Genomic DNA, 23,641 nt, shown 5'->3' with positions numbered 1-23,641 from the left:
TTTTATTCGTCCTCATCAAAAAACACAAATCAACGATTGAAGCAAATCAAGCCACTTTTTAAACTTATATTACTATACCTACTACCTGTTTATGGCAAGGAATTAGGTTATACAAGGTAGCTTGGAAAAGATTGGTATAATTTTTCTCTACCAAGTAGAGACGGGGATCAAGAATATCCCCATACATGGACACATAATTACCTAACAAATGAATGTCGCCAATACACAGATTCAAATGCGCAAAGGACTCTTGGAGTTTTGCGTGTTGCATATCATCTCCAGAGGCGAAGTTTATACTTCAGACCTGATCGAAGAGCTCACCCAAGCTCAAATGATCGTAGTAGAAGGCACGCTTTACCCTCTTCTCAATCGACTGAAGTCTGCCTCATTGGTAGAATATCGCTGGGTAGAATCCGAATCCGGACCTCCGAGGAAATACTACTCCATCACGGAAGAGGGAAAGGCCTTTCTGGGCACACTTTCCCACACCTGGGATTCGCTAGTCAATTCCACCCTTCTCATCACCTCAAAGAATTGATCATGAAATCGAGCAGGTTACAGGCAACAAACGTAGGGAAGACCATCCGTAATGCGAGATTCCATGTGGCCTTTGAAAGACAAAATATAAACACATGAAAAAGACTATAAGTATAAATATCAGCGGGATTCTATTCCATATCGAAGAAGACGGTTACGCCACGCTCCGAAAATACCTGGATGCGATCAATCACCATTTTTCTTCTTATAAAGACAATCATGAAATTATATCTGATATTGAAAATCGGATTGCTGAGATCTTTCTGAGCAATCTGAAAAACAATAAGCAGGTGATCACGGCAGAGAATGTCAATAAGCTCATTGAGAAAATGGGGACTATTGCGGATTTTGCTTCTGTGGAAGAAGAGAAAACCGACGTAGATCAGGAAGATGATGCAAATGCTTATGATCAGGATTTCTACAAATATGTAACTCCGCCGGATTCGCAGAGAAAAGGGTACAAAAAACTGGTACGCCTCGAAAACAGAAAAATCCTTGGGGGTGTCTGTGCAGGAATGGCCCACTACTTCTCCATAGACCCGCTTTGGACGCGATTGATTGCGATCCTGCTCCTATTCAGCGGCAACTTACGGTTCAACTTTGGATTCTTGGATATTTGGCCATTTGATGACTTCAGACTCAATCTTAGTTTTGGAATCTTTGCCGCTATAGCCTACATCGTATTCTGGATCATTCTGCCGGTGTCTTACGAAATAGAAGAGGACAAGAACATCAAGAAACTCTACAGAAATCCTGACGACAAGGTAATCGGCGGGGTCGCCAGTGGATTGGCAGCTTATTTTGGAGTAGAAGTGATCTATACCCGCTTGGCTTTGGTCTTACTGATTCTAGCCGGAGGCTCAGGCTTCCTTATCTACCTGATATTATGGATCATTACTCCTGTGGCAAGTTCCATCACAGAACGTATCCGTATGAAGGGAGGAGAAATCACCTTGGACAATATTGATTCTACCATCAAGGAAAATATAAATCCTCTTCCCAAAGTTCCTGAGTCAAAAACAAGACAAATCCTTTTGACTCCATTTAGGGTAATCGGACAGATAATCGAGGCCATCGGAAGTGCATTGGGACCATTGGGGAAATTCTTCTTAAATGTGATTCGGGTCATCTTTGGTTTGTTTGTATTCTTCATCGGTTTGGGATTGACCATCACTCCTATCTTCACCCTGGCTGTTTATATGGGCATATTTACCAACGATGACTATAGAATCTTAATGGACAATTTCCCTGTCGAGCTTTTCTCCAACCTAGTTTCGATCTGGTTGGTGGTAGGGGCCTCTTTCTTATTGATCATTCCCGGCATCATCATCATCCTATTGGGATTGAGTGTATTGATGCAAAAGAACTTGATCGGAGCCAGATTCGGATTTGTGGCACTGGGCTTATGGCTGCTATGTGTTGGGATTTGCGCTTTCCAGATTCCACTGATCGCAGCACAGTTCAAAGAAGAAAACTGGCATAAAACAGAGCATTCCGTCCCTGTAAGCAAAGGAATATTGATCTTGAAATTGAACCCAATCGGTGAAGAAGCTACCTTCAATAAGGTGAACTTAAAGTTGGAAGGCACACCGGACAGTGTGGTGACGCTAAGGGAAGATTTCTTTTCCAGAGGAAAGACCAAAGCAGAGGCAATGAACAATGCCAAAATGATGGGATATAATTATACTGTATTAGACTCCATAGTCACCTTTGACGAGGGCTACGACATCTCAAATCTTAGCGCATTCCGTGATCAAAAGCTGAACTTATTCCTTAAGATCCCCTATGAAAAACCCTTTATCATGGAACGGTCACTTCTGGAAATATTGAGAAACACCATCTATCGAAATGGCTATAGCAATAGTGCCGTTTCCCATAATACGATTTGGACGTTTAATCAGCAAGGGTTGGTATGCCTGACTTGTAAAGAGGAGGTAAAACCGGCTAAGGGTGAAAATTCTGAAGGTGTGAATTTTGAAGTAGAAGAGCCTGATACAGGAAATTACAACCGGGAGCAACTCGATAGTATCAGCAGGGCAAACTATAATCAACACCGGATTCCTGCTGATAGCACTGCAGTAGTTGACTAAGCCAAGAGGCTGTCTCATAATCATGTTTTCTTGTCAGGCTGAGCGAAGTCGAAGCCTTTTATGTGCTAATTAAGCCCATTTCGACTTCGCTCAATGTGACAATTATGAGTTATGGGACAGCCTCTTTTTCATTCAGAATGCACCTAGGTTAACTTTTAACTAAACAACTATGGTTATGCTCAATGTTGCCTGTGAGGTTATTTTCGATGCCTAGGAGGTAAGAATACTGATGACAGGAGATTAAAATGGCTTCAATTCTTACGTTCACCCTATCTTATGGTGCTTTTGGATTTCTATTGAAAGAAAAGTGGATAATTATAAGCAAATCCCGGAGCTTAATTGCAGTGATGAGACAGTCACTTTTTTGTATCTTTTGGCCTAAACCCAAAATGATATGGATATAAGAGCGAGGTTTTTAGGAGCAGCAGGAACAGTGACCGGTTCCCGGTATTTACTGGAAGTAGGAGATTTTAATTTTTTGGTGGACTGTGGGCTTTTTCAAGGCAGAAAAGAACTTCGTCTCAGAAACAGAGACAAATTCCCCATACCTCCCCAAGAGCTGGAAGCTATAGTGCTCACGCATGCACACATGGATCATATAGGTTACCTGCCCAAGCTGGTAAAAGACGGTTTTTCTGGGCCGATCTATTGCACCACAGCTACCGCCGAGCTGGCGGAAATCTTGCTGTTGGACTCCGGAAAGCTTCAAGAAGAGGAAGCTGAATACGCCAGAAAAAAGGGATACTCCAAGCACGAAAATCCGGAAGCTCTTTATACGGTAGAAGATGCAGAAGCTGTTTTTCCACTTTTTGTACCGAAGGATTTCAAAAAAACCTTTTCAATTCACCCTTCTGTAGAAGTCACCTATTATCATGCGGGCCACATTCTGGGAGCTGCCATCACCAAGGTAGTAATCAAGGGAGATTCACAAACCAAGAAGTTGGTGTTTTCAGGTGATCTGGGGAGGTACCATGATCCGCTGCTATTCCCTCCTACACTGATTCCGGAAGCTGATGTAGTGTGGATCGAATCCACCTATGGAGATCGAGTTTCCACGTCGGTAAAGCCGGAAGATGAACTTGCCAAAGCTATAAATGATGTTTTTGCCAGAGAAGGCTTGGCGATTATCCCGGCATTTGCGGTAGGCCGCACCCAGCTGGTGATGTATTACCTGTATCAATTGATGAAAAAGGGCAAAATCCCCAGGGTACCTATCTATTTGGATTCTCCTATGGCCATCAATGTATCCAAACTATACAGGGAATTCCATCAAGACCATCAATTAATAGCTGTTCTGGATGACAAGGATCAGCATCCATTTCAGCATTCACAGCTTCATTATTTCACAAAACAAGAGCAGTCCCGCACCCTCAATGACCTCAGGGGAAAAGCCATTATTATCTCTGCCAGTGGAATGGCTACAGGCGGACGGGTGCTGCACCATTTATTCCATCACCTCCCAAATGAAAAAAACGGAATTATTTTCGTAGGATATCAGGCTGAAGGCACTAGAGGGAGAAGTCTTGTCGACGGAGAACCCAGAGTACGGATCTATGGTCTGGACATACCGGTAAAAGCTAAAATCTACAGCGTAGAGGGTTTATCAGCCCATGCGGACCAAAATGAATTGATGGAATGGGCAGAAGGATTCAATGAAAAACCCAAGCTGGCATTTATTATTCATGGGGAAAAAGAGAGTGCCGATGTGCTTTCACAAAAACTTAATGAAGAATTAGGATGGAACGCAATAATTCCGAATTATTTGGAATCATTTATGCTGTTTGAGGGAATTTGACAGACTAGAGAAAAAATTCTACTTACATATGTTATAAACCATCTACTCATGAACAAACTAGTAAAACTCCTTTTTGCTTCCGCATTTACTCTAATTCTTTTTCAATGTGCCCCATACAAGCCTGAAGGACAGGGAGTAGTAGGCCAAGTCTCTTGGCTCGAAGGTAACCACATGCCTACCATAGTCGAAGAGGGTAAGAAAGACAAGAGAAAAACAGTAGGCACTCCTGTGAAAAGAACTGTGAGGGTCTATCCGCTGATCACAATCTCCGAGGTCAACTTGGAAGATGGACTATTCAAATCTGTCTCCGCTAAGCCCGTTACCGAAATAGAAACGGATGAATATGGAAAATATTCTATCAATCTAAGCCCCGGCCGGTATTCTATTCTTACCGTAGAAGAAGGCGGTCTCTTCGCCAGTACATTTGATGGGGATGGCAACATACAGCCTGCCACAGTAAAAGAAGGGGAATGGACGTTATTGGATATTGTGGTGAATTACAAGGCCGCTTTCTAGTTTTAGGACTAAGGGAAAGACTTATCAGGTCTTCGCATGATACTAATTTTGATCATGCGGAGACCTTTTCTTTTTAATTCTTACTTTCGCTACAATATAAACCTCCAATAAACGTAGCTTTTCAAAACATCATAAAATACTTATTATAAGCATATTATGAATATCTTAGTCTTTGAAAAATTCGTTGCAAAAAAAATATTAACTTTTTTTCACCAACCCAAGCAACCATTTTTTCACAATGGACATCTACTTAATTGAAAGCTAAATCGAATGTTCAGCAGAGTCAATTTTTCTACCGAGTCAGGATTAATACAGGGATGCCTAAAAGGCGACCGGATGGCACAACGCCATCTGTATGATCAATACTCGGGAAAATTTCTGGCCATCTGCATCCGATATCTCAAAGACCGGGAACATGCCGAAGATGTGATGATAGAAGGCTTTATGAAGATCTTCGAAAAACTACCCCAGTTTCAGGCAAAAGGAAGTTTCGAGGGTTGGATGAAAAGGATCATCGTCACTCAGGCTTTGATGACGCTGAGAAGCCACCGTCATCTTATGATGGAGATCAATATGGAGGATGGTTCCGAATACAAGGACCATAACTATGAGCTCAATCACATGGAAACTGAAGATTTGATCAGAATGGTAGAAAGTCTCCCTGTAGGATACAGGACAGTTTTCAACCTCTACGCAATCGAAGGTTTCTCACATCAGGAGATCGGAGATCTCTTGGGAATCAGCGAAAGCACTTCGAAGTCCCAGCTCAATCGCGCCAGGAACACATTGAAGGATAAAATTGCCAGTCAAACACCAAAAGAGAGGAGAATCAATGGCTAAGGAAAGAAATAATCTGGATCAGTTTTTCAAAAAAAGGCTGGAAAACCATACAGAAACACCAAGCAAACTTGCATGGGAAAGGTTGGAGTCGCAGCTTCCCCAAAAATCCGGATCCTACAAAGGGTTCCGATGGGCAGCTGCTGCTTCAGTGACTATCCTCCTTACAGTGGGTTACCTATTGGTAAGAGAAGACAAAGCCACAATCGAAGCACCTCTCCTTTCTGAAAACAAAACGGAAGAAATCACAGAAACTCCAACACCTACCGAGATCAGCACTCTTCAGGAAATAGAGGAAACTCAACCGGAAACTGAAAATCAGCAGGCTGCTGAGGAATTGAAAACTAAACCAACTACCACCACTCCTTCCAAAGTCAAATCTGTTGATTCTTCTTCAACAAAAAAAACACAACCAAATCCACAAAATTTGGTAGCCATGGCCGAAGTAAAAGAAGAATCCAAACAAGAAAAACCAGTGAACGAAGTGGCTCCGGCTATCGCAGTAGAAATACCGAAAGTCACAGAACCCGAATTCCCTCCTTTGGCACTTGAAAAGGCAGTAGCAGAAGTAAAACCGACTGATACTGAGCCTGCCTACACCGTCAAAATCTATTCTAGCGGACTCAAAGAAGAACCAAAAGATAAAAACCTATTAGCCGGAATCGGCAAAACAGTAAACGAAGTGGAAGGATTACTGGGTAAAGTAGATCAGGGATTTGCAGACCTGCAGGATGCAAAAAACAGTCTCTTCGCCTCCATCACCACACGCAAATCAAGATCAGAGGAATAAAACTCACCAACTAGCATTAATCGAAATTTAAAATGAAAAAATACCTTCTATTATTTTGTATGATGGCACTTGTGCAAATGGGATTTGCAGGAACGGTGCCGGCTATAGACCACAACGTATCCGGTGATAGTGTAGTGGTAGAATTCGGTAAATCCGGGAGAATCGTCATCATCGTGGACAACAAAGATGACTTCGAAAAGCTAAAACTGATGAACATCAATCAGATCATACGAGAGCTTGATCTGGAAGAAGATGAAATAGATGGCACAACCACCATAGTGGAAATCAAGAAAAAAGACGGTACCTCAAAGCAGGTAGTGAAGGTGAGAGAAGATGGGGCAGAAACAGAAGTTTACATAGGAGGTATGCGGCTACTGGTCGATGAAACAGGAGAAAACACCAAAGTAAGATTTGAACCGGGCTTGAAAAGACGTAGTGATCCTCCATTCAGAACTTATTTCAACCTTGATCTTGGTGTGAACAACTACCTGGAAAACGGGAAATTTCCGACTTCTGACAAACCATACTCGGTGAAAGGCTGGGGAAGCTGGAATGTAGGCGCCAACTGGATGGCTGCACAGCGAATCTCCAAAGGCTTCTATTGGGACTTCGGCTTAGGTTTTCAGTTCTACAACTTCAAATTCGAAAACAGAGACTTTCAGGCTGTGAGAGGAGATGAAGCAATAAGTTTCGATCAGAGATCTGACGTGAATGGATTCAAAAGTAAAATATCCGCTTCCTACATCACAGCGATGACCATGCTTGAGCTGGATTTTGGGAAAATGAAAGATAACGGCAAGCGGGGTCTTCGAGTGGCAGCCGGACCATATGCAGGATACAGACTCGGGGGACAATCCAAATATGTCTACAGGGAATTAGGCGGATCCGGACGTAGCAAAGACAAGCAGGCCACCGGACTTTACCTTCAGAATTTCAGATATGGTGTCCGGGGAGAACTTGGAGTCGGCAGAGTCAAATTCTTTACCACCTATGATTTGAATGAATTATTTCAGGAAGGAAAAGGCCCTGAGCTTAACCCAATCACCTTTGGGATAGTATTTTGAGGGATTGGCTCATTTACCCAAATGTCACATTGAGCGTAGTCGAAATGGGCTTAAATACCACAGAGACTTCGACTCCGCTCAGTCTGACGCTTTAAAAAAAGTTTGACTAAAAATTTTGAAAATGAAAGCTACACTACTGCCACTATTGTTCTTTGTCCTCTCCCTAAGCCAAGCTTTTGCCCAGGACAAAGCAGATACGGTGATATACACCAAATCCAAAATCATCAACGTCTTTGGAAACACCTGGTCTTACCGGCAAAAAGAAGATGGAAAATGGATTCTGGACATCGAGGAAAATGATGAAGTAAAAATCAAAGACCTTCATCAAAAAAGAAGATTCACTGCCGGGCTGGACACAGAACTGGGGATCAACCAAGTCACTCCTACCGACCGGATGCCAACGGTGAAGCCTTGGGGATCTTGGTACTATGCCATCAATGTGATGGGCACAACTAAAATTTCCAAAAACTTTCACCTGTACTCCAGCATTGGGGTCAACTGGTACAACTTCAAACTGGAAGACAGAAGTCTGATCGCAGAAAAAACCCCCGATGGAATAATCTGGGAGGAATTCGCCGGACCGGGCACAGGGACAAAATCTAAAGTCTCAGCTTCTTACCTTAACTTGACGCTGGTTCCTACACTGCTTGCCAATAACCATAAACTCAGACTTGGGCTGGGTGGATATGCAGGTGTAAGAGTCGGTGGTCGGGGCAAATTTGTCTATGAGGATGAAAATGGCAAAAAACAAAAGCAATTCGAAAAGTCCAACATGTATGCGGAGAACTTCCGCTATGGAGCCCGCGCTGAAATCGGCGTAAGTGACGTAACATTATTCTTTAACTATGATTTAAACAACCTTTTCCAAGAAAACTTAGGACCGGAAGTTCAAGCACTGAGCTTCGGAGTAACTATCCGATAAACACAAAAACTATGAAAAATTTCTTTAAATTATCAAGTTTGGCGTTGGCCATGACACTTACCTCCATTGTCGGCTTTGCGCAAAAAGTATTGGTAGATGCCAATAAAAATTATTCCAACATCAAAGCAATAGAAGTAAGCGGCGGGTGGTTGGATGTGTCTTACCATGGTGGTTCAGATTCTGATGTGAAGGTGGTAGCCTACCTGGAGTCTCACGATGAAACTCAGGATATCATTTTCGTAACTGTGGGCGATGTGTTGAAGATCTCCTACGAACAAAGCTCCAGAAATTCATCTTGGGGAAATAACCGCAACAAAGGTTATATCAAAATCTCAGGCCCGATGAATATTGACCTGGACATGAAAAACTCTTCCGGAACCCTCACTGTGGACAAAGTGGTGGGAGATAAAACCAACTTGAGAGTGTCTTCAGGTAAAGTCACGGCAACGAATATCTCCGGTGATCTGGCGATCAAAGCAAGTTCGGGATCACTTACTATTGACAAAGTATCCGGAGACGTCGTGGCAGGAGTCACTTCAGGAAATGCTGACATAAGCAATATAGGAGGTAATGTGGACTACCAATCCACAAGCGGCTCCCTGAATGCGGACCGGGTGAAGGGTGAGCTAACCGTAGCACTTACTTCAGGAAACGCTAAGTTGAGTAACATCGGCTCGCTGGGATCAATGAAATTTACTTCCGGAAACATCCGTGCTGCCAATGCAGGATTAAGCGGAAATACCAACTTCAACGGAACCTCCGGAAACTTCAAAATCCAAACCCCATCCAATTTGAAAGATTATAATTTCTCGTTGAGAGCATCGTCCGGCAATCTGAAAGTAGGGGGAATCAATACAGGCAAAAATCTGGAAATAGATAATTCCGCGTCCAAATGGGTGAAAGGATCCATCTCATCCGGCAATATTACAATAGAGAATTAATTAGCTATATAATTAGCTTAAAAAGCCAATCCGTATGGGTTGGCTTTTTTTTGTGCTTTAAAACGACCGGGAGCACGGAGGATTACGCAGACGCAAGATGAATTTTGATCAGCGTGATTCTTGGTTCTTAACTTCTGACTCTTGATTCTTCCTTCTTGATACCAGCTACTTGATACTTTCAGATTATGGTTAAAGGTTAATTGCTTGTATAATCTTCATTATTCGGCATTCATCATTCAATATTCCTGGATTTTTGAACTTTACTGAATACTGACAAAACAGATTGCCACACTCCTCCGTCGTTCGCAATGACGCTCCTGACGGATCTTGGTTCTTGATTCTTAAATCTTGGTTCTATCATCTTGATACTTGCTACTAGCTACTTATCCCTCCGGTCTTGAGGCCAATCGAATCACCTCAGCATCTTCGGTATTGAGTTTAAGTAATCTTTTGATCCTGTCCGGGGTGGGTTTGCAGGCAGAAAAAAAGAATAATGCCACGGCGAAAATCATATTGTAGATAGCAGCTCCGAAAAAGAGCAATCCGGCCGAGCAAATCAACGCTACCGCAAAAAGCATCGCATATCGCTCACGAGTGGCACTGGCATAGATTTTTAGCTTTGTCAGCAAATCATCCGTAAAAAAAACGGCTTTTATTCTTTTTCGAAATAATAAGTACTGCCCCAATAAAAGGCCGATTCCTGCTCCTGACAAAATTTGCCCTATAAGTAAGGGCAATTCGGGAAGATCCCAACGTACCTCTCCGGAGGATTGATACAAATAAACCATTCCAAAAACAGGAAGGACCATAACCAATAAAATCAAAACAAACTGATCAAGGTTTTTGTAAACCTTCCTGTATTCCTGAATTTCCAAAATAGGCAGTTAAATTATTCAATCGTGATCTTCACATCATCCGTAAGAGGATGCCCTACACAGCACAGCACATAGCCTGCTTCAATTTCATGCGGACTCAAGCCGGCATCTTCATCCATTTTCACTTTGCCGCTCAACAACCGACCCCTACAGGCGGTGCAAAGACCGCTTTGGCAACTGTAAGGCATATTCAAATCCTGAGCAAGACCGGCTTCAAGGATAGTTTTATCCGGTGAAACAGTAACGTCAAACTCCTCCCCTTCCAAAATCACCTTCACATCCCTGGTCAATAATCCACCTGTAATTCCGTGAGCGGCATCATCATGAGCCTTGTCCGCGGCGGCAGAATAGAAGCTTTCCCTGTGTACTTTTTCTATAGGCACGCCCAGCTCATCCAAAACAGCAACCACGTTATCCATTATCCCCTCAGGACCGCAGGCGAAATATTCCTTGTCAAAATCAGGTTCTGATTCTGCTTTTTTGACAAAATCGAGAATCCTCTCCTTAGTCAATCTTCCTTTCAAACCATTCCAATCCGCATTTGGCTGACTCAAATTATGAATCACTTCCAATCTATCCCCATGCTTCTCAACTAATGCTTCCAGTTCCTTTCTGAAGATGATTTGCTCTACATTTCGGCTACAGTAAAGCAGGGAAACTTTGGAATTAGGCTCATTTATCAGCACTGATTTCAAAATTCCCATGATAGGTGTAATACCACTACCGGCAGCCACCAAGAAGAAATGCTTCTTATTTTTGGAGTGAAAATCAGTTGTGAAATTACCCAGGGGTTTTAGCACATTAATTGTCTTGCCAGGGAAAACACGCTCATTGAGAAAATTGGAAAACTTGCCTTTTGGAACACGCTTTACGGAAATTCCCGGAAACGGGTCCACATAAGGAGAAGTACAAAGACTGTAAGATCTACGCTGTTCTTTGCCTTCAAAATCCATCACCAGTGTAAGAAACTGACCCGGCTTATAGTCAAGAAAGGGCTCAGGCTGCTCAAAATACAAGGTGACTGTATCTTCTGTCTCTCTTACTACCTCCCTCACTTTCAGCGGCAAAAACTGTTGGGTTTTTACCTCCTTCTTTTTCTTAAATAAATTGAACATTCCTGATCTGAGCTTTTATCTGTTTAAACGGTTGCAAAATTAAGCCACAAAGCCAAATATCCGGTCTTGTGGCTGATTATTTGCACATCTTAACCCGAAAAATACCTCGTGGGTTCGGATTATTTACAGGATATTTCCTGAATTAGGCAGTTCAAACCCGATCTTTTGGCTTCAAAAAACTAACTTTGCGGCTTCCTAAAACAAAATCAATTTAAGAAATGGAATTAAACGCATTGACCGCAGTGACTTCTGTCGATGGACGCTATGCCGGCAAAACTGCTCCACTGAGAGACTATTTTTCTGAATTTGCTCTGATTAAGTACCGGGTTCATGTAGAAGTAGAATACTTCATAGCGCTTTGCGAACTTCCATTACCCCAATTGAAGAATTTTGACCAAAATATTTTTGAGAATCTTCGGGCTATCGTTTCTGATTTTTCGCTCAATGACGCAGATACGATCAAGGCAACCGAAAAAATCACAAACCATGACGTAAAGGCTGTGGAATATTTTCTAAAAGAGAAATTCGACGCACTGGGTTTGGAAGCACACAAGGAATTTATACACTTTGGACTGACTTCCCAGGATATCAATAATACAGCCACACCTTTGATGCTGAAGGAAGGCTTGAATGATGTGATTCTTCCTCAACTGTACTCGGTGATAGACAGGCTTTCTGTGCTGGCAGCAGATTGGAAAGATATACCCATGCTGGCAAAAACCCACGGGCAGCCTGCTTCTCCTACCCGTTTGGGAAAGGAAATTGATGTATTTGTGGTTCGCCTGAAAAAGCAACTTGACTTGCTGAACCAAATTCCATATTCAGCAAAATTCGGCGGAGCCACAGGAAATATGAATGCCCATCATGTAGCTTATCCTTCCTACGAATGGAATGAATTTGCTTTCAAATTTGTGGGAGAATATCTGGGATTGGAAAGAAGCTATCCTACTACCCAAATCGAACATTATGATAACCTTGCCGCTGTTTTTGATGGATTGAAAAGAATCAATACGATTCTTCTGGATCTATCAAAAGACGTGTGGCAATATGTGGCGATGAATTACTTCAAGCAGAAAATCAAAGCGGGTGAGATCGGTTCATCAGCCATGCCACACAAAGTGAACCCGATTGATTTTGAAAATGCCGAGGGAAATCTTGGAATTGCGAATGCGCTTTTGGAGCATTTGGCAGCAAAGTTGCCTGTATCCCGACTACAGCGTGATCTGACAGACAGCACGGTACTGAGAATCATAGGTGTACCGCTTGGACATATGTTGATTTCCTTCGAATCTTTGCTGAAAGGACTGGGTAAACTTGAACTTAATGAGGCTGCTATTCATGCGGATTTGGAAGAAAACTGGGCAGTAGTAGCCGAAGCAATCCAAACTGTATTGAGAAGGGAGGGCTTCCCAAAGCCGTATGAAGCACTCAAGGATCTTACAAGAACGAATTCTAAAATCACGGAAAAATCGATTGCCGAATTCATCTCAAATCTCCCTATTTCTGAAGAGTTGAAAGCTGAGTTGAGTGTGATTTCTCCTTTCAACTATACCGGGATCTAATCGCTGTCGGATCTGGGATCTGCCTTCGCTATAGCCGCCGTGCGTGTCATCATTCTGAAAACGTGAGTGAAGACACTCACGTTGGCGACCGCCGTTGCCGCCGTGCGTGTCCTCACGCACGGCAAACAACACCTCACAAAGTGTTCAAATCACACCCTTACTTATTTGCCTCCCTGCAAAAAGATCTCAGCCATCATACAGCGGGCACTTCCACCCCCCAGCTTTTCGATGGTCGGGATGGAAGGACTTATAATGGTGGAATACTTTTCGATCAGCTGGATCTGTCCGATATTCAAGGAATCAAGAGCAGTTTCTGACATTACCGTGAATTTCTCCCCTCCATCATTTCCTATTTCCAACATGTTACCCGCAAAGTGAAACTTCTGTTTTGGCGTGATTGGCACTACTTTTTTGCCTGCCTGAGTCAGGCATTTTTGTAAGAATTGTTTTTCGGATGCTTTCGAAATGCTGTCCAGACAGACCACCGCCAAATCAGTTCCTATGTGCATCATCACATTGGTGTGATATATAGGAGTGGATACTCCATGGATTTCCTGTGCAGCATGGAATCCAACCAATTTGTATCCGAGAATCTTTCTTAAATAATCAAGAGGGATAGGATGCGTGCGCTCAGAGTAGCAGGCAAAAATAGTCTTGGAAGAATGATCCATCACCATGCTTCCAGTGCCTTCCAAATACTGATTATGCTCCTCAAAAAAACTCAAATCAATAATTTCCTCCACTTTAAACCTTCGCCTCATTAGGTTCTCAATCAAGTCTTTTCTCCGTTCCGCCCTTCTATTCGGAGAACACATGGGATACAAAATCAGCTTACCATCAGGGTGCGTGCTAAACCAATTATTGGGAAATATTGCATCCAGCTTGATGGGTTCAGGCGTATCCTCCTCCACTAGTACGTTGATGCCCTGATCTCTAAGCATGGACACGAAGGCATCAAATTCCTTTTGAACCAATGCATTGATTTCAAGGGAAGATCTTGTGTCCGGTTGTTGATAGAAGTTATTCTCAGCTGTTTGCGGATTGAAGCCAAAATTCGCAGGCCGAACCATCAAAACAGTAGTGGTAGTCTGCATAAGCGCTAGTTGGCGGTATACTTGTATAATACGGGATCCAAATCGAATCGTTTCTCGCTGAGGGTATAGTAAACTCTCCCGTCAGGTCTAAAGCCGATTGCTTCTCCCTGTGGTTCAGGGGAATAAGGCAATTCTATCGGAGCTCTACTCATGGCTTGTGCTATAGTCTCTCCCAAGTTTCTTTTCCAGTAAAAAACACTAAGGTAATTTTTCACGAGAATCTGACTCCCATCTGCAGAAATATCTGCTGCTGTGGCACTGGTAAAAGGGAGCTTTATCAGTTCTTCAAGTTCTGCTTTACCATCTTCGAATTTATCAGCCGCTAGCCTGTACAGCGTATTGAGGCTATCCCGTTTGGAAAGAATAAAGATATCTCCTGAGATAGGATCTACCATAAGGGACTCCGCATCTCTAGCTCCTCCGGGATAGGTAAGTATTATCTTTTCCGGAATCACCCCACTTGTAAAATCCCCCTTAGTTGGTTCTGGGAAACGATAAATTGCCACCTCTTCGTGAACGGCATTATTATCCCCGATTTCTCCCACGTAAATGTAGGATCCACCATTTACTCCGGGACCTATTGCGATATCCTCCCAATCTCTGTTTTGAGTTTCCAGCAATTCAATTTCCCCAATAGTATTCCCCAAAGAGTCCAACAAGTAAACAGCGGCCTCTCCTCCACTGTCGTTGTGAACATATATAATCCCGGGATTTATCCTGCTGCATGCCAGACCTGAGATCTCGTCCAATCTAGGGTCTGTCAGCGTGGCAACAGGAACTCCCTCTCCAAAGTCCGGAAGTAATTCTTGCTGCGCATTGACGCATGAAAACGAAAAAAATAAAACAACAATTCCTGCAAGTGTTTTCATAGAACAGCTATTGGTATAAGTCAAAAGTAACTAAAATGCTCCAGTAGCCCAGCTGGTATGAGGATCCCATTGAAGGTTATTTTTGTAGTAGGAGAGTTTAAACAAGCCGCTATGGATCAGATAATCACAAAATGGTCCGAAAGTTCAGTGTGAAATGTCAATAGGAAGTTGCCATCCCGGTAGTCAGCGGATTAAAAGTTAACTGCAGCTCAAAAAAAACATAGAATCATCCTCTGCTTTGATTCGGGTGGCCATAAGCATAAAAAACCAAAAAATTAAGTCGCTGATTTTGAATACAAAAACGGGTTATAATGCAAAAACATAGAGTTTTTCACCTTTGTGGTTTGGAATAAATGGAATAGCCTCCTACATTTGCATCACCAATTCGGAATAAGAGCCGAATGAAACACAAAATTCCTTCTTAGCTCAGCTGGTTAGAGCATCTGACTGTTAATCAGAGGGTCCTTGGTTCGAGCCCAAGAGAAGGAGCTCCAAAGCCTCATATCGAAAGATTTGAGGCTTTTTTTATATCACCTCATACAGAGTTCTCCGGTTAGTGATTTAATTCAATGTGTAATCCCCCAATCCCAGCAGCCGAATTTCCAATTGCATGTAAAATTGCAAACTTACAAACTTAGACGTACCTTAGTTGTCACTCAGCGAAAAGACAATTATAGTTAAGACTGTACAATGATGCTTCATTTCAAATTATTTTCAATCATCAAAGTACAGTGTCTTTGAAAGCCCGAGCATCAGCCCGATAACCTAAGATGCTTTTTTTCATTTGTGGCAGTATTCCTGTAGCGTTATTGTCCGAGCCATCGTTATTACAATTGAAGACTAAACCAACCACCAATATGAGAATCGGATTTGATGCGAAACGTGCATTCAAGAACTTTACGGGACTTGGCAATTACAGCAGGTTTATTTTAAAGTCATTGAGTCATAATTTCCCTTCCAACGACTACCTTCTCTTCACTCCTGAAGTTCAAAGAGAAGCAAAAGAAATCTCGCTGGCCTGTAATAACTCTAATCAGAAGACCATAACACCAAATGACCTGTGGAAACTCCCAGGTGTATCTGGGATCTGGAGGAGTATTTTTCAGGGAATAAAGCATTCCGAAAGCCAACTGGATATATTCCATGGGCTAAGTAATGAGATCCCGCTTTTCAAAAACAAATCTACCAAGTATGTGGTGACTGTACATGATCTTCTCTTCTGCAGATATCCTGAACTGTTCAACCCTATCGATGTGCAGATCTACAAATTGAAAATGGGGAGATCATGCAGAGCTGCCGATCAGGTAATTGCGGTAAGTGAGCAAACCAAAAAAGATCTAATCACCTATTTCAGTATCGATCCTGCTAAGATAAAAGTAGTGTATCAAGGTGTACATGAAATTTTCAATCGGGACGTCAGCCTGGATAACAGAATCCATATAAAGCAAAAATACAATATCCCCGACCGTTACTTACTTTTCGTCAGCACAATAGATAAGCGGAAAAATGTGCAGCTGATTCTTGAAGCGCTTAAAGAGCGGAGAGATTGGGATTGTCCTCTGGTAGTAATAGGAAGACCTACCTCCTATATGGCTAATCTAAAGACATACATTCATGAGCATAGATTAGAGAATAAAGTGTTTTTTCTACACGATGTATCATTTGAAGATCTTCCCACGATATACAAGATGGCTCATGTGTTCATCTATCCATCCTACTTTGAAGGCTTTGGCATTCCTATAATAGAAGCTCAGCGGATGGGGGTTCCTGTCATCACGAGTACAGGATCATGTTTTCGTGAAGCAGGCGGAAACGGGGCTCTCTATGGCCGACCGGATGACCCTGCAGGTTTGATAGCGCATATTGACCTACTTAGTGACGACACCCAGCGGGAGGTTCTTATTCAGAAAGGATACATGAACATCAAGCGATTTGATCAAAAGATCATTTCCAGACAGTTGATGGAAATCTATGAGGAAGTAATGGAGGTCTCATCCCTAAGACCGGCATTGGTACATTGATCCACAGGCATATGCAATACTTTGCGCATCAACTCTTTAGTATGCAAAAATTTGCCGTTTGACCTTATTTTTAGCCCAATTATCCTCTGAGTTTGACATCTATGCTTTCCATTATAATATGTTCTGCAAATAAAGAATATTTAACTAACCTTAAAGTCAATATTAGCGAGACAGTTGGATGTGATTTTGAGATCCTCGCGTATCCTAATGAAAAAGGGACAAAAGGCATCTGCGAAGTCTATAATCAGGGAATCAAAGAAGCCAACTACGGTCTTCTATGCTTTATGCATGAAGATATCCACATCAGGACACAAAACTGGGGAACCCGTGTATTTGAAATTTTCTCTAAAACCCCAAGCCTCGGATTGTTGGGAGTTGCGGGCGGAGATTACAAATCCTTGGCACCTTCCAGCTGGTATAATTTTGAGGCCCCTGCAAATTTCGCCGGGAAAAAATATATAAACCTCCTACAAGGGTATAAGCTTGAAAATAAAGAACCGATCCATGAATTAAATAATCCTAAGGGTCAACAGCTATCTACGGTAGCTTGTGTGGATGGAGTATGGATGTGTACCAGAAAATCAATAGCTCAAGAAATAAAGTTTGATGAATCTAGACTTAAAGGCTTTCATGGATATGATTTAGACTATTCTCTTGCAATAAACAATATTGGAATGGAGGCATCTGTTACCTATGCAACCTTAAACAATTACATAAGAAATGGCTCTCCATCCTTCCTATTAATTATGCTAATTTATCGCTTGATGAAATATTAGTTTTAGAAAAAAAAAAAAAAAATAATGTTTCGCCATTTTTTTTATCAAGTATCTTGGTGGTGGATATAGTAAAAAGGAGATGATAGAAACATTAATCTCTTCAAAAAGATCACGCATTATAACCTTAAATTTATTTATGAAACTCCTTTTCCCAATTCTAAAATTTCACAGAAAAAAGTGATTAACCAACAATTTCAAAACCTCAAAGCAAACTAAATATGAAGCTTATTGCTCCAAATATTTTTGAAAATTCTATTTAGCTTACTGGCTTTATTTTTTTTACTAATAAAAAATATTTCATCTTGATAATTGAATAATATTACAAATAATTTTAAGTGAAATAGCTGTTGATTTTTTTTATGAACCAAATGTTGAATTAGGTTGATTAAATCCGCATACTTTTTGTTTTTAGATAAAGCAAGCACTTTTAGGATTGATAGATTTGTAGACGCAATGTGTTCATCTGTTTTGGTCGTTAAAGTTGGTGACGTTATAGTCCCTTCATGTTGTCTATAATGAACAAGAGTATCGTTTAAATATGAAATAGTACCTGCTTGTGTTGCTTTGAAAGCTATCCACCAATCATAGAATATCTCTTTAGGAAAGGGGAGAATATCTTTAATTAATTCCTTTTTCATAAGTACAGAATGTCCTGAAACACAATTATTAAAAAGGAATGGAAGTGGGCTCCCTCCTGAGTACATGTTCTTTAAATTGCTAATACTTTTCTGGAGTGAGATTCCCTCTTCATTGACCATCAGAGAATCATGATATATCAAAATGCTTTCTTTTATATTTTCCACTTGAATTGCGATTTTATTACAATCCCATATATCGTCTTGATCAGAAAGAGCTATTAAAGAACCATGACATAAGGAAATGGCTTTTTCAAAATTCTTTATAAATCCCAAATTCCTTTCGTTTCTATAAAGTCTTATTATATTCGGATACTTTGATTGGTAAGAGATGAGTAATTCATATGTTGAATCAGTAGACCGATCATCGACGATAACAATTTCTAGATTCAGATAAGTTTGATTTAAAACACTTTCCAATTGAACTGCCAAATATTTGGAGCCATTATAAGTACAAAGTGCTATGGAAACAAGAGGCGAAGTTTTCATGGATTCAATTTGATATTTCTTCTTTTATTACTTTCAGATTACCGTAGCCCCACTTAGTATCGGGTTCAAGATGACACCCTTCAGCCCACTCATTCCATGCATTTATGAAAATGAATTGGTTTTCTGAAGGCAGGTTATTTAATGTATAGATAATAATTTGTTTAATCCAAATTCTGAATTCTTCAGGGGATGAGTTCTTGAAGATAAAAGCAAGTTTTTTTCTTCTGGCAGAATTATCCCAAGAAGGGCAAGCGCACCTATAATACATGTACTCAGGGACTGGTCTTTGAACCATATTATCCCTTAGCGCCAAATAATCGTAAATCCCATTTTCATAAATAGGATCTTTTCTGAGTTTTAAATTGTGCAATAATTTGAATAATAGATACTTGGGAAGGTTTTTCTTAAATATTTTTTTTGAGTTCATGGTGTTGTCAGGTGCAAATTCCATTGCAGCATCGAATCCATGAGTTGTTGGGACTAAACCTTTTTCAAAACTTTCAGTTCGAATTAAATGAAGTCCATCAAATCCTGCTTTGATTACTTCTTCTCTCCATATATCAGTGGCTTCCTTGATAGTTGGGTGGGATTCTGAGCGATACATCAAAAGCATAGGTTTGTTGCCAATTTTAATATAACGATCATCCTTAAAAAATTGGATTAAATACTGAATATGTTTCCTGTCATCATCTAAGCTGTACTCCTGACTTATCAATTGCTCTTTATCCTTGCCATCCCATCTTCTTGTCCAGTTTTCATTCGCCCAAGAAAGACAAAATGGAAAGTCAATATTTTTATTTTCTAGCCATTGATGTAATGGTTTCTCAAGAAGTAATTTACCATTAAACCAATAATGATAAAAACAAAATCCGTATACACCATGTTCTTTAGCAAGTTTAGCTTGCCGTCTCATCACTTCAATATCATCAAGGGAATAGTAATCATTATTTAGTGGAACATGAGGTTGATAGTGCCCCTTAAATCTAGGAGTAGTTTTTCTTACATTAGTCCATTCTGTAAATCCTTTTCCCCACCACTTATCATTTTCAGGAATAGCATGGAATTGTGGCAAATAAATTGCTATTGGTTTTACTTGATTTATCATTATTTTATCCTTCTATCTCAGTAAACTGCTGCATATTAACCAACTTATTATAAAGTCCCTCTCTGGCGATTAGTTCCTGGTGATTGCCCTGCTCGATGATTTTACCGCCTTCCAGCACGATGATTATATCCGCATTCTGTATAGTACTCAATCTATGGGCGATGACTAGGGAAGTTCTGTTTTTCATCAGATTGTTTAGGGCTTCCTGTACCAGTTTTTCGGACTCTGTATCCAAAGCAGATGTGGCCTCATCCAAGAGCATAATCGGCGGATTTTTCAATACGGCTCGGGCAATACAAATCCGCTGTTTTTGACCACCGGAAAACTTGAGCCCCCTGTCTCCCATATTGGACTGATAGCCATTTTCTGTCTCCAAGATAAATTCATGGGCATTGGCAATTTTGGCCGCCGCTTCCACCTCCTCCGCACTTGCAGCAGGATTTCCGAAGGAAATGTTGTTGTAGATGGTATCGTTGAAAAGTATGGACTCCTGATTGACCAATCCCATCATCCCACGAAGGGAATCCATGGTCACTTTTCTGATATCGTGCCCATCTATACTGATCGTACCTTGCTGAGACTCAATAAATCTGGGCAGCAAATCCATCAGAGTAGATTTACCTCCACCGGATGGACCTACCAGCGCCACTGATTTTCCCTTAGGGATAACCAGGTTTATATCATTCAGCACCGGCCGGCCCGGATATGAAAAAGAAAGGTTCTTGATTTCGATCTTTTCCCTGAACTCAGTTAATTCCATTGCATTAGGAACATCTTCGATCTCGGGCTTTTCATCAATCAACTCCAATACCCGTTCACCTGCAGCCAATCCTGAATGTATTGTACTAAAGGAATTGGTGAGTGCTTTGGCGGGACGCATTACCTGGCTAAACAACGCGATATAAGCGATGAAATCGGAAGGCGACAGTTCCGATTGGTTGCTGATAATCAGAGAACCTCCATAAAGCACTATTCCGGTTACCATGGTGACCCCGAGAAATTCCGAAACAGGAGAGCTTAATTGCTGTCGTTTGGCCATCTTCTTTCCCAGCTGGGAATATTTCACATTCTCATTGTGAAATTTATCCTTGATCAGCTCAGTAGCATTGAAAGCCTTGATTATCTTAATCCCTGACAACGCTTCGTCCAAGTAACTGATCATTACGCCATAAAGATGCTGTGCTTGAGTTGCTTGGGATTTAAGACGCTTCACGATCTTTGCAATAAAAAAAGCTGAGACCGGAATCACCAGCAGAGAAAATACCGTCAACTTATACGAAATAGCAAACAGCATAAATATATAGGCTATTAGCTGCAGGGGTTCCTTGAAAACCACCTGGAGTGTAGCCGTCACCGAAAATTGAACCACCTGTACATCAGATGAAATCTTGGAAATAATATCCCCTTTCCGCTGATTGCTGAAGTATCCCACATGCAGGTTCATCACATTGTCAAACACCCGCTTTCGCATATTTAGCAGTGTGTGAATGCGCATATTTTCCATTACCCGCTCAGAAAAATAACGAAAGAGATTTCCCAAAAGAACAGACAGGATGATTACTCCACATACCATCTTCAGAGCTCCCAGTGGTCCATATTGCTCATTGGCCTGAAGCGCGTAATAATTGAGATAACCAAATACATCAGTCCAATTCTCAGGCTTTACAACGGCTGCCCCTGATCCATCTGCTGTATTGAACAGGGTACTCAGTAAGGGTGCCAACAGCGCCAGGTTGAGCGTGTTGAAAATAACTCCCAACACTGTAAAAATCAGGTAGGGAATGGCAAATTTTTCTATAGGCTTGGCAAATGCCAATAACCTGAAATAAGTTTTCATGTGTTTAATTGATTTTTTAGAGCCACCCCGATTAGTCGGGACAGGCTCGATTTCATCAATATATTACAGCAATGAAGCTGGTTGGTTTATAATCTATTTTAATCGGACAGAACTAATATCCCAATCCCGAATTGAATCAAAATATACTCTTTTCACATCATGGAGGCTATAATTAGAATTCTCTGCAGCCATTTGTAGTCTTAATTTTTCTTTGGAAATCCGTATTTGATCCTTGCTTTTATAGAACTCCCTTAGGGACTTCAAAATCCAAAATTTCCCAATCAATACACGTAATAGTACTTCTACAAAAATCATTTGACCATACCAAAGTGCCAATGATATTCCGTCAAGATGAATGGCGTGAAGGATGAATTTATTCTTGTACACAGCCGCCTGAAGTGCTCTTTTGGACTTTACCTTACGGGTGGTAGTGGACACCTCATGATAGCAGATCGCCTCATGCTCATAGTAGCACTTCCATCCCAGCCTCCACGCTCTGAAACTCAGGTCCACATCCTCACAGTAGAAAGGGGAAAACACTTCATCGAAACCTTCCAGTTCCAATAATTTCTCCCGGGCGATTAATGCATTTGCCCCGGAAAGATAGGCTGTCGGAGTCTTTTTAGCCGGGTCATTGCTATAAAAAAAGTGGGTAGCCTTGAACTTCATCCCGCTAAATGCGAGAAATCGTGCAGCATCCTCAATTTTCATATCCTTGTTCATAATCCTTGACATCACCCCAAACGTATTCGGATCTTCAAAATAACGCCAAAGTTTAGAAAAATATTCCTCGGTAAGGCAAACATCTGTATTCAGCAACATGACCAGATCCATTTTAGCGAACTGAATTCCCTGGTTACAGGTGTAAGAAAACCCCTGATTCGAATCATTCACAAGCAACTTCACCTCCGGATAATTAGCTCTGACAAAGTCCACAGAAGTATCTCGGGAGCAATCATCCACTACAATTATCTCATAAGGAACGTCTGCAAACCGGATTGCCCGCAGCGTATCGGGAAGGTATTTTTCAAGAAGGGAAACTCCATTGTAATTGGGTATTATGATGGAAATACTCTTCTTGATGGTCATAAGGAGCAATGTGGGATCAGGATTGATATCGGTAGTTCGCCGGCGCGATTTTGCAGAAAATGAGACTAGATAAAGCTGGAAAAATCTTCCGATCAACCTACTTGCTATAGGCTGATCGGAAGAGATTTCAGGTACAAAGTTAACCGTTGGTTTGGTTTTCCATTTCTTACACGACGCATCCAAAACAAAAACGCTACAGAAAATCCCGAATAACCCCTAATAGGTAGAGTGAAAATAAGGATCAATGGCCATTGTCTCCTGCCCCTGAATATCGTCTGGAAATGAGAGTCCATGCAGGAGGATAGAAAGGTGCATTTGTGTTTATCGATCTTCAATCTTTCTATTGCCCCAAATCTATAGTATTGAGTTTTCCCCTCTGTTCTTTTGCCTTGACACAAAAGAACCCCGCCACGTCGGGCAGGCAAAAAGTCAAGACGCTAGCAATCTCCTACCGCACAGGCCAGCCGCACCCATCCGCGTGAGGTGGACAAGTACGGTTTTTACGGCTCACTTTCCCCTACACGGCTTTCCAGTCAAAGAACGCTTCCAAAATGCCGTTGCATTTACTTTGCCAAGATATCTTCTCTTTTAAAATCATATATATAAGTTGCATCTAATCCTGAGAATGTGATGTTGCAACTACTTTAATTCTCTTTGAAGCTACTTTTACACCATAGCTTTG

General features: G+C 41.4%; 20 protein-coding genes and 1 tRNA gene. 13 read left to right on the top strand and 8 right to left on the bottom strand.

Going from position 1 to position 23,641, the window contains the following annotated elements; genetic code table 11:
- The first annotated feature begins 208 nt into the window (after positions 1 to 208).
- The 9 genes from J2X69_RS11735 (at position 209) to J2X69_RS11695 (ending at position 9,492) form a co-directional block, all read left to right on the top strand.
- The gene (locus J2X69_RS11735) at positions 209 to 538 is read left to right on the top strand and encodes a PadR family transcriptional regulator (RefSeq protein ID WP_310103443.1); all 330 of its coding nucleotides are present in this window, start codon (positions 209 to 211) and stop codon (positions 536 to 538) included.
- Between the two features lie 94 nt (positions 539 to 632).
- Positions 633 to 2,627, top strand: a complete 1,995-nt coding sequence (locus J2X69_RS11730; protein WP_310103440.1) for a PspC domain-containing protein — start codon at positions 633 to 635, stop codon at positions 2,625 to 2,627.
- A 394-nt stretch (positions 2,628 to 3,021) separates the two neighbouring features.
- Positions 3,022 to 4,422 carry an MBL fold metallo-hydrolase gene (locus tag J2X69_RS11725; protein WP_310103437.1) on the top strand — a complete coding sequence of 467 codons (1,401 nt, stop codon included), beginning with the start codon at positions 3,022 to 3,024 and terminating at the stop codon, positions 4,420 to 4,422.
- Positions 4,423 to 4,470: 48 nt separating this feature from the next.
- Complete coding sequence (locus J2X69_RS11720; RefSeq protein ID WP_310103434.1) at positions 4,471 to 4,938, top strand: carboxypeptidase regulatory-like domain-containing protein; 468 nt, start codon at positions 4,471 to 4,473, stop codon at positions 4,936 to 4,938.
- Positions 4,939 to 5,208: 270 nt separating this feature from the next.
- Positions 5,209 to 5,778 (top strand): sigma-70 family RNA polymerase sigma factor, encoded by a 570-nt coding sequence (locus J2X69_RS11715; RefSeq protein WP_310103432.1) that lies wholly within the window; start codon positions 5,209 to 5,211, stop codon positions 5,776 to 5,778.
- Positions 5,771 to 6,565, top strand: coding sequence for a hypothetical protein (locus J2X69_RS11710; RefSeq protein ID WP_310103429.1), 795 nt, complete (start codon positions 5,771 to 5,773; stop codon positions 6,563 to 6,565). The genes J2X69_RS11715 and J2X69_RS11710 overlap by 8 nt, the downstream gene beginning before the upstream one ends.
- A gap of 32 nt (positions 6,566 to 6,597) precedes the next feature.
- Entirely contained in the window at positions 6,598 to 7,629 is a 1,032-nt protein-coding gene (locus tag J2X69_RS11705; RefSeq protein ID WP_310103426.1) for a hypothetical protein, read from the top strand.
- A gap of 121 nt (positions 7,630 to 7,750) precedes the next feature.
- Positions 7,751 to 8,551: an outer membrane beta-barrel protein gene (locus tag J2X69_RS11700; RefSeq protein WP_310103423.1), complete on the top strand. Its 801-nt coding sequence runs from the start codon at positions 7,751 to 7,753 to the stop codon at positions 8,549 to 8,551.
- Between the two features lie 11 nt (positions 8,552 to 8,562).
- Positions 8,563 to 9,492: a DUF4097 family beta strand repeat-containing protein gene (locus J2X69_RS11695; RefSeq protein ID WP_310103419.1), complete on the top strand. Its 930-nt coding sequence runs from the start codon at positions 8,563 to 8,565 to the stop codon at positions 9,490 to 9,492.
- Between the two features lie 383 nt (positions 9,493 to 9,875).
- Here the strand turns inward: J2X69_RS11695 and J2X69_RS11690 are convergent, their stop codons facing one another.
- Both J2X69_RS11690 and J2X69_RS11685 read right to left on the bottom strand, forming a co-directional pair.
- Entirely contained in the window at positions 9,876 to 10,367 is a 492-nt protein-coding gene (locus J2X69_RS11690; RefSeq protein WP_310103416.1) for a hypothetical protein, read from the bottom strand.
- Positions 10,368 to 10,381: 14 nt separating this feature from the next.
- The gene (locus tag J2X69_RS11685) at positions 10,382 to 11,482 is read right to left on the bottom strand and encodes a ferredoxin--NADP reductase (protein WP_310103413.1); all 1,101 of its coding nucleotides are present in this window, start codon (positions 11,480 to 11,482) and stop codon (positions 10,382 to 10,384) included.
- Positions 11,483 to 11,700: 218 nt separating this feature from the next.
- Between J2X69_RS11685 and purB the strand changes: the two genes are divergently transcribed.
- Positions 11,701 to 13,044 (top strand): adenylosuccinate lyase, encoded by a 1,344-nt coding sequence (gene purB / locus J2X69_RS11680; RefSeq protein WP_310103408.1) that lies wholly within the window; start codon positions 11,701 to 11,703, stop codon positions 13,042 to 13,044.
- 161 nt (positions 13,045 to 13,205) lie between these two features.
- Here the strand turns inward: purB and ctlX are convergent, their stop codons facing one another.
- Complete coding sequence (gene ctlX / locus J2X69_RS11675) at positions 13,206 to 14,138, bottom strand: citrulline utilization hydrolase CtlX (RefSeq protein WP_310103405.1); 933 nt, start codon at positions 14,136 to 14,138, stop codon at positions 13,206 to 13,208.
- Positions 14,139 to 14,143: 5 nt separating this feature from the next.
- Entirely contained in the window at positions 14,144 to 15,007 is an 864-nt protein-coding gene (locus J2X69_RS11670) for a hypothetical protein (protein ID WP_310103402.1), read from the bottom strand.
- A gap of 415 nt (positions 15,008 to 15,422) precedes the next feature.
- On the opposite strand from J2X69_RS11670, the gene J2X69_RS11665 reads away from it, so the two are divergent.
- The 3 genes from J2X69_RS11665 to J2X69_RS11655 all read left to right on the top strand — a co-directional run bounded on the left by J2X69_RS11665 (position 15,423) and on the right by J2X69_RS11655 (position 17,804).
- Positions 15,423 to 15,496 (top strand) — tRNA-Asn (locus J2X69_RS11665).
- A gap of 368 nt (positions 15,497 to 15,864) precedes the next feature.
- Positions 15,865 to 17,028 carry a glycosyltransferase family 1 protein gene (locus tag J2X69_RS11660; RefSeq protein ID WP_310103400.1) on the top strand — a complete coding sequence of 388 codons (1,164 nt, stop codon included), beginning with the start codon at positions 15,865 to 15,867 and terminating at the stop codon, positions 17,026 to 17,028.
- A gap of 101 nt (positions 17,029 to 17,129) precedes the next feature.
- Positions 17,130 to 17,804, top strand: a complete 675-nt coding sequence (locus J2X69_RS11655; protein ID WP_310103396.1) for a glycosyltransferase — start codon at positions 17,130 to 17,132, stop codon at positions 17,802 to 17,804.
- Between the two features lie 212 nt (positions 17,805 to 18,016).
- On the opposite strand, the gene J2X69_RS11650 is transcribed toward J2X69_RS11655, so the two are convergent.
- From J2X69_RS11650 to J2X69_RS11635, 4 genes are all read right to left on the bottom strand, one after another.
- Positions 18,017 to 18,928: a glycosyltransferase family 2 protein gene (locus J2X69_RS11650; RefSeq protein WP_310103393.1), complete on the bottom strand. Its 912-nt coding sequence runs from the start codon at positions 18,926 to 18,928 to the stop codon at positions 18,017 to 18,019.
- 4 nt (positions 18,929 to 18,932) lie between these two features.
- Positions 18,933 to 20,033 carry a glycoside hydrolase family 99-like domain-containing protein gene (locus J2X69_RS11645; RefSeq protein WP_310103390.1) on the bottom strand — a complete coding sequence of 367 codons (1,101 nt, stop codon included), beginning with the start codon at positions 20,031 to 20,033 and terminating at the stop codon, positions 18,933 to 18,935.
- A gap of 4 nt (positions 20,034 to 20,037) precedes the next feature.
- Positions 20,038 to 21,870, bottom strand: a complete 1,833-nt coding sequence (locus J2X69_RS11640) for an ABC transporter ATP-binding protein (RefSeq protein WP_310103387.1) — start codon at positions 21,868 to 21,870, stop codon at positions 20,038 to 20,040.
- Between the two features lie 93 nt (positions 21,871 to 21,963).
- Positions 21,964 to 22,959, bottom strand: a complete 996-nt coding sequence (locus J2X69_RS11635; RefSeq protein ID WP_310103385.1) for a glycosyltransferase family 2 protein — start codon at positions 22,957 to 22,959, stop codon at positions 21,964 to 21,966.
- Positions 22,960 to 23,641: the final 682 nt, after the last annotated feature.

Source organism: Algoriphagus sp. 4150 (assembly GCF_031457395.1).
Classification (GTDB): Bacteria; Bacteroidota; Bacteroidia; order Cytophagales; family Cyclobacteriaceae; genus Algoriphagus.
This window is presented reverse-complemented; position numbering and strand designations above follow the sequence as displayed.